Raw genomic sequence first — 8,016 nt, forward strand, 5'->3', positions numbered from 1 at the left:
CCCGCGGGCGAGTCTGAGCGGGTAAGGAAGCCATCGCGCAGCGATGGCATGGTCCGCGGCAGTTATGTCGGAAACGCAACGCGTTTCCGTCCTTTGCCAGAGATCCATGGTGTTGAACCCCGACCGAGCGAGGTCTCAGTGAGCCGAGGGCCGTAACCCGAGGCGAACGGCCCGAGGGACGCTCACCACCCGCTTCGAGGACCTCCGCCCCCCTAACTCTTCGTCCTCGTCAACGGAAACACCTGCACATTCAATTGATACACTTCGAAATAATCCGCACTCCCCTTGTTGATGTAGTCGAGAATCTCCTCCCGAAACGTCTGGACCCGCCGCTTAATTTCCGCCACCGCATTTTTCGGGATCGGAATCGTCAACGCCGTCACGTCGCGCAACTCCGGCGCCATCGTATGCAGCGCCTCTTTGGCGTCATCGAGCATCGAGCGGTGATATTGCATCAACTCCAACGACGCCACCTCCGGCGGCGTGGTCAGACTCGCGTCGGCCTGGACCAATCGCCCCGCCTCATTGCGCCGCACCAACCCCAACCGCTGCAACACCTCCAACGCATGCTCCACTTCCTTCGCCTTAATATTCATTCGCAGTTTGGCCGCGATCCAACTCGGATCTTCTTGGAAATCAGGCAACGCGACCATCTCCCGAAGCGTCACAAAGAGCTTATTGGTAAAATATTCGTATTGGTCCTTCTTGATCCCATGCAGCTGCGCCCTGGGCTTCAACGCCGACAATCGCTCTAAATACAGTTCTTTTTCCTTATCTTCCCGCGCCTGATTAAACAGGACCAACGCCTCGAAATAGGCCGTCTCCCGCTTGCCCAACTTGAAGGCCTTGGCCACCTGCTGGATCGAGGTCGGCGTCAGGTTTCGAGCCCCATCAATGACCATCTTCAGATAGCTCGGCGAGCTGAACCCGGCCACCCGGGCAAAATAGCGGAAGGAAAAATAGCGAGTCGTCTGTTTATACTCGACCAGCAAGTCCTGCAAAAATTGCCGGTAATCCATGTAGTTATACGGTTCTCGCGCCATGGTCGCTCACCCCCGGTCCTATACTCGTTAAGCGTACACTAAAGAGAACGAAATTAACAGCCCCCGACCAGTTGCCCCTTGTGAATGCGAGCTATTACGCCGCATAATACAATCATGATGTACACTGAAACAAACAAAGGGGGATTTATGAAGATCGAAAACATCGATTTCACCTTACTGAACAACCTCTCCACCTTCGTGTTCAAGCCGCTGATCGTGCTCGGAATGGGCACGTTGACGGTACTGTTGACCACGGCGATGTTGGCCTAACGTAGTGCGGCACATAAGATCGTGCGGTTTCAATACTGACAACTGCCGTCCCTATTCCCCCTCAACGAACCGGCCCGGGAATTGTCCCGAGCCGGTTCTGCATTGGGGAGGAAACGATCGAGAGCAGCGGGTCATATTGCGCTTTTGTCCCCTCCAGAGTACTGGTCTTCATGTCTGGTTATGCAGTGGAGAGGGCTCATTATTCGGTAGGGATCGGAATGTCTGCAAAGGAAGCGACCGCTCGCATCAAGATCAACCAGCTGCTGGCAACGGCTGGTTGGCGCTTCTTTCCGGACGATCGCGGCCCAGCCAATATCCGACTTGAAGCCAACGTCTTCATTCCACCGACCGCTTTGGATGCATTCGGCGATGATTTTGAGAAAACCGAAAGAGGCTTCATCGATTTCCTGCTGCTTGACGCCAAGGGTTTTCCGCTCCTCGTCCTGGAAGCCAAGGCCGAGCAGAAGAACCCGCTCGACGGCAAGGAGCAGGCACGTAGATATGCTCGCGCGCAGCACTGTCGTTTTGTCATCCTCTCCAATGGGAATCTACATTACTTCTGGGATCTCGAACGCGGCAATCCGTGCATCATCACTTCGTTCCCGGCTCCCGATTCAGTGGCAGGCTATCAGCAGATCACGCCGAATCCGCAACGCTTGATTACTGAACCGGTCGGTGACGATTATATTGTTCTGACTCAACGCCCCAACTATCAAGCTGAGGCGAGCTGGCGCAACGAGGTCGAACGTTCGAGTTTTGTCCAGGCGAATAAGCTCCGCTTTCTCAGGCCCTATCAGTTGAATGCCATCCACGCCTTGCAACAGGCAGTCAAGGACGACAAAGATCGTTTCCTGTTCGAGATGGCCACTGGCACCGGCAAGACGCTCACCGCAGCCGCCGTCATCAAGCTGTTCCTCCATTCCGGCAACGTGCGGCGTGTGCTTTTTCTGGTGGACCGCCTCGAGCTGGAAGACCAAGCGAAGAAGACCTTCGCCGCTTTGCTGTCCGCCGACTTTCAGACCGTCATCTACAAGGAGCGCCGCGACGACTGGCGTCGCGCGGAGATCGTCGTGACCACCGTCCAGTCGTTGCTCTTTAACAACAAGTATCAACGACTGTTCTCGCCGACCGACTTCGACCTGGTCATTTCCGATGAAGCCCACCGTTCCATCGGCGGCAACGCCCGCGCTGTGTTTGACTACTTCATCGGTTACAAGCTGGGCCTCACCGCCACGCCGCGCGACTATCTCCGCAGATTCGACAGCTCGAATCCGGGCACCCGCGATCCGCGCGAGGCCGAACGCCGGTTGTTGTTGGACACCTATCGCACGTTCGGTTGTGAGGACAGTCAGCCGACCTTTCGCTACTCGCTACTGGACGGTGTGAAAGAGGGCTACCTGATCAATCCCACAGTCGTGGATGCCCGCACAGGGATTACGACTCAACTGCTTTCCGACGAGGGATTCGTCGTCTCGTTCACGGACGACACCGGCGAGGATCAGGAGCAGGTCTTCAAGCAGCGCGATTTCGAGCAGCGCTTCTTTTCCGACGCGACCAACCAAGTATTCTGCAAGGCATTTCTGGAGAATGCGTTGCGCGATCCGATTAGTGGCGAGGTCGGCAAGTCGATCCTCTTTGCGGTCAGCCAGAATCACGCCGCGAAACTGGCGCAGATCCTCAACCGGATGGCCGACCGCATGTTCCCCGGCAAGTACCAATCCGATTTCGCCGTTCAGGTCACCTCGCAGATTCCGGATGCGCAGCAGTGCACGATCAACTTCGCCAACAACAACCTGCTTGGCTCAGGCAATTTTATCCCCGCCTACAAAACCAGTAAGGCGCGGGTTTGTGTGACGGTCGGCATGATGACTACCGGCTACGATTGCACCGACATCCTCAACCTCGGCCTCTTCCGTCCGATCTTTTCGCCGACGGATTTTATCCAGATCAAAGGACGCGGCACCAGAACCCACAATTTCTTGGAGCAACTTTTTGATGAGCAACTCAAGGCCGCTGTCGAAAAACCGGCGAAGACCGCCTTCAAGCTCTTCGACTTCTTCGCGAACTGCGAATACTTCGAAGAGAAGTTCAACTACGATGAAGTGCTAAAATTGCCCCGGCCTCAAGGTAAGGGTCGCAAGCCGGACGAAGCGATCGCCCCCTTAGTCGTTGGCGGTACTTACGAACACGTCGGGAGCGACCTCGTCCTGATGGTCAAGGAAGCGACCATTGGGCCCGAGGGCATGAAGATCGACCGGATGTTCTTCGAGAGATTCGAGGGCACAGTGCGCGAGAACGAGACGATCGCCGCAGCCGTCGAGTCAGGACAATGGGATCGCGTCATCGACTACGTGAACCGTGAGGTCTTTAACAAGCCCGAGGAGTACTACACGTTGGACAAGCTGCGCAAGGCGGCCGCTGTGGATCGGCGACTGACGCTGCGCGAGATCCTGGAGAAAGTCTTCGGCCTGATTCCGCGCTTCAAATCGAAAGATGAATTGCTGGAGGAGGAATTCGCCAAATTTATCGCCGACGTCAAGCCCGAGGAGGCCGAGGTCATCTCGGCCATCAAGCATTTTTTCAAGGCCTACGCCACCAGCGACCGTGTCAGGGCCATTATCGATAGGCGCCACTTCACCGATCTCGCGACCAACTCGATGTTCTCCACCCGCGATTTCAAGGCCGTGCCGCCGAAGTACCGCATGCTGGTCCCCGAGTACGTCAAAGACTACGTATCGTTGAACCAGTTTGCCGCGTGAGAAGGGAAGCAGTGGACTTATTATGCCAAGTTCGCCACACATAGAGGTTTTATGAACAGACCGCGAAAAGCCACTGTGCATGTGAAGGGAACCACCGTTTCGGTATTGGTTCATCACGAGCAGGATTACATTTCCCTCACGGATATCGCGCGGCACAAAGACCCCAACCGGACAGACTACCTGATCTCAAACTGGCTGCGGAATCGAAACACCATTGAGTTTCTCGGTATCTGGGAATCCCTGAACAACCCCAGTTTTAAACCCATCGAATTCGATGGGTTTAGGAAAAGCGCGGGGCTGAACAGCTTCATCCTGACGGTCAAGCAGTGGGTCGAGGAGACGCGAGCGATCGGTCTCGTGTCCAGAGCCGGACGCTACGGCGGCACCTTCGCACACAAGGACATCGCTTTCGAGTTCGCCACCTGGATTTCCGTCGAGTTCAAGCTATTCCTCATCAAGGAGTTCCAGCGGCTCAAGGAAGATGAGAACAGCCGTCTGTCCTTGGCCTGGAACCTGAATCGCACTCTGTCCAAACTCAACTACCGCATACACACCGACGCCATCCAGGCCCACCTGATCCCGCCGGAAATCACCCCCACTTTGGCAGCCATCACCTATGCCACCGAGGCGGATCTGCTCAACGTCGCCCTGTTCGGGCACACGGCGACGGAGTGGCGCCGGACTAACCCGGACAAAAAGGGTAATGTGCGCGATTACGCCACCATTGAACAACTGCTTGTCCTCGCCAACATTGAAGTGATGAACGCGGAGCTGATCCATATGAAACTGTCCCAGAGCGAACGACTCACCCGTCTCAACCAGATCGCCATTCGCCAGATGCAGGTACTGACCGCAGCACCGGCGCTCAAACAACTCAAGGAATAACCGTGCTCGACACCGACACCAAACGCCGCATCGACACCGCCCGCGACATCCTCGTGGGCAAGGTGCCCGACCCCAAGAGCCAGGTCGAGCAGATCACGATCGCGTTGATCTACAAGTTCATGGACGACATGGACGCCGAGGCGGAGGAACTGGGCGGCAAGCGCAAGTTCTTCGCAGGCGACTACGCCCGCTACGGCTGGGCCAAGCTGATGCGCTCTGGGCTCGGCGGCCACGAGACCCTGAACCTCTATGCCGAGGCGATCGCCAAGATGCCGGAGAACCCCGGCATTCCGGCACTCTTTCGCGACATCTTCAAAAACGCCTACCTCCCGTATCGCGACCCGGAGACCCTGCGCGCGTTCCTGAAAATCATCGACGAGTTCACCTACGACCACTCCGAGCGTCTCGGCGACGCCTTTGAGTACCTGCTCTCCGTGCTCGGCTCACAGGGCGACGCCGGGCAGTTCCGCACGCCGCGCCACATCATCGATTTCATCGTCGCAATCGTGGACCCGAAGAAGACCGAGACCGTGCTCGATCCGGCATGTGGGACAGCGGGATTCTTGATTTCTGCGTATAAGTTTATCCTGCGGGCGAACACAAGTGGCGCGGCGGCATGTCCCACACCCTCACCCCCAACCCCTCTCCCCGGGGGAGAGGGGAGCCATTTTCGCGGTGGGTATGATTTTGCGGGGCTAAAGAAACGAGCGCGGGAGTTGCGGCAAAAGCAAACCGATGCCGAAACATTGCTTTGGGGGCTTTTGCGGGATCGGCAACTTGGCGACGCGAAATTCCGGCGCCAGCATCAGTTTGGCGACTACATCTGCGATTTCTACTGCCACGAAGCGAAATTGGTCGTGGAGTGCGACGGGGACGTGCATCAAACCGCCGAAAGACGGCAACTCGACGCCAAACGAGACACCTACCTCAAATCCCAAGGCCTCAACGTCCTGCGTTTCCGGAACAATCAAATCCTTCAGGATCCCGAGCCTATATTGGAAGCCATCGCGCAACACCTCCTTCCCCCCTCTCCTGTTGGGAGAGGGGCCGGGGGTGAGGGTGTCGGGCGTCCTGGCGACTTGCTCACCCCCGACGAGCGCGGCCGCCTCGCCCAGAACATCCGCGGCTACGACATCTCGCCCGACATGGTGCGCCTGTCGCTGGTGAACCTGTACCTGCACGGCTTCGCCGACCCGCATATCGCGGAGTACGACACCCTCACCAGCCAGGACCGCTGGAATGAATACGCCGACGTGATCCTCGCCAATCCGCCCTTCATGTCTCCGAAAGGCGGCATCAAGCCGCACAATCGTTTTTCGGTCCAGTCCAAGCGCAGTGAAGTGCTGTTCGTGGACTACATGGCCGAGCATCTGACGACCAAAGGCCGCGCCGGCATCATCGTGCCCGAGGGCATCATCTTCCAGAGCCAGACCGCCTACACCCAACTGCGCAAGATGCTGGTCGAGGAGTATCTCGTCGCGGTCGTTTCGTTGCCGGCGGGCGTCTTCAATCCCTACTCCGGGGTGAAGACTTCCGTCCTTTTGCTGGATAAGTCTCTCGCGAAGCAGGCGCAGACGATTGCCTTCTTCAAGATCGAGAACGACGGCTTCGGCCTTGGCGCCCAGCGTCGAGAAATCGACAAGAACGAACTGCCGCAGGCCCGCGCCGAGATCGCCGAGTACCTGCGCCGCCTGCGCGGCCGCGAGTCCGTGGAGGACTTCCAGCCGACTCTTGGGTTGGTGGTGCCAAAGGAGAAGATCGCAGCGAACGGCGACTACAACCTGAGCGGGGAGCGGTATCGAGAGGGGATAGTAAGAGCTACCCGTTATCCGATCGTTCCACTGGGCGAGGTCGCTGAAGTCGTTGCCGGCCAATCGCCCCCGGGCGAATCCTACAACGATGTTGGAACCGGAACGCCCTTCTATCAAGGCAAGATCGAGTTCGGTGACATGTTCATCGGACCTCCGACTGCCTGGACGACGGAACCGCAGCGGTTCGCTGAAGCAGGCGATATTCTGATGTCAGTGCGCGCACCGGTCGGGCCGGTGAACCTTGCCAGTCAGCGAATGTGTATCGGCCGAGGCTTGGCCGCGATCCGGCCTGCAGAAGGTAGGCTCCTGGCTCCTTACGCCTTCTATTTCCTGAGAAGCCAAGAGGCGCGCATCAATGGCGACGCAGGCGCAGTCTTTGCCTCGATCAATCGAGGGGACATTGAGAAGCTTCAAATCCCCCTGCCGCCGCTGGAGGTGCAGAAAGAGATCGTGGCGGAGATCGAGGGCTACCAGAAGGTCATCGACGGCGCCCGCGCCGTCCTCGACCACTACCGCCCCCACATCCCCATCCACCCCGACTGGCCGATGGTGAGGCTGGGCGAAGTTGTCAGCTACAGCAGCGGTGGAACGCCATCAAAGGCCAACGAAGCCTATTGGATCGGAGAGATCCCGTGGGTCTCTGCCAAGGACATGAAATCCGATGTGCTGACAGGCGCTTCTACCCACGTGTCCGAAACAGCCGTCAAAGAAAGCGCAACGCAAGTCGCGCCTGTTGGGTCGCTATTGATTTTGGTGAGAGGAATGGGCCTCGCCAACGGAGTGCCAATCTGCGAACTCGCGACGCCATGCGCCTTCAACCAGGACGTGAAGGCGATGAAGCCGAACGAGTCGGTCAATCCCACCTTCTTGAGACTGATGTTGAAACAGGAGGAGCCGCAGTTCAGGAGGATTCTGGAAACGGCGGCTCACGGGACTCTGAAGATCAACACCGACGACCTCAGTTCCATCACGTTCGCGCTGCCCTCACTCGCCACGCAGCAAGCCATCGTCGCCGAGATCGAAGCCGAGCAGGCGCTGGTCGCCGCCAACCGCGAGCTGATCACCCGCTTCGAGAAGAAGATCCAGGCCACCCTCGCCCGCGTCTGGGGCGAGGACGAGCCGGCCCCGGCGGAGGCCTGAGCGATGGAAGAGGCCGCCGAACTGAGCAACTACCTGCCGCTCTCCTTCAAAACCCCGAAGGAGCAGGAGTACATCGAGTTCCTGTGGGACGCCTTCGAGACGAACTAC

At 58.0% G+C, this 8,016-nt stretch carries 4 protein-coding genes; 3 read left to right on the top strand and 1 reads right to left on the bottom strand.

The genetic code is table 11. The features are described from left to right. Positions 1-212: 212 nt before the first annotated feature. Positions 213-1,043, bottom strand: a complete 831-nt coding sequence (locus HY696_10000) for a TIGR02147 family protein (protein ID MBI4238726.1) — start codon at positions 1,041-1,043, stop codon at positions 213-215. A gap of 488 nt (positions 1,044-1,531) precedes the next feature. Here HY696_10000 and HY696_10005 point away from each other — a divergent pair, with 488 nt between their 5' ends. From HY696_10005 to HY696_10015, 3 genes are read left to right on the top strand one after another with little or no spacing between them, the layout of a single operon-like run. Beyond that, positions 1,532-4,072, top strand: coding sequence for a DEAD/DEAH box helicase family protein (locus HY696_10005; protein MBI4238727.1), 2,541 nt, complete (start codon positions 1,532-1,534; stop codon positions 4,070-4,072). 51 nt (positions 4,073-4,123) lie between these two features. Beyond that, positions 4,124-4,957 carry a KilA-N domain-containing protein gene (locus tag HY696_10010; protein MBI4238728.1) on the top strand — a complete coding sequence of 278 codons (834 nt, stop codon included), beginning with the start codon at positions 4,124-4,126 and terminating at the stop codon, positions 4,955-4,957. 2 nt (positions 4,958-4,959) lie between these two features. Next, positions 4,960-7,908, top strand: a complete 2,949-nt coding sequence (locus tag HY696_10015; protein MBI4238729.1) for an N-6 DNA methylase — start codon at positions 4,960-4,962, stop codon at positions 7,906-7,908. The last annotated feature ends 108 nt before the right edge of the window (positions 7,909-8,016 follow it).

The organism is Deltaproteobacteria bacterium, assembly GCA_016210045.1.
In the GTDB taxonomy this organism is placed as follows: Bacteria; UBA10199; UBA10199.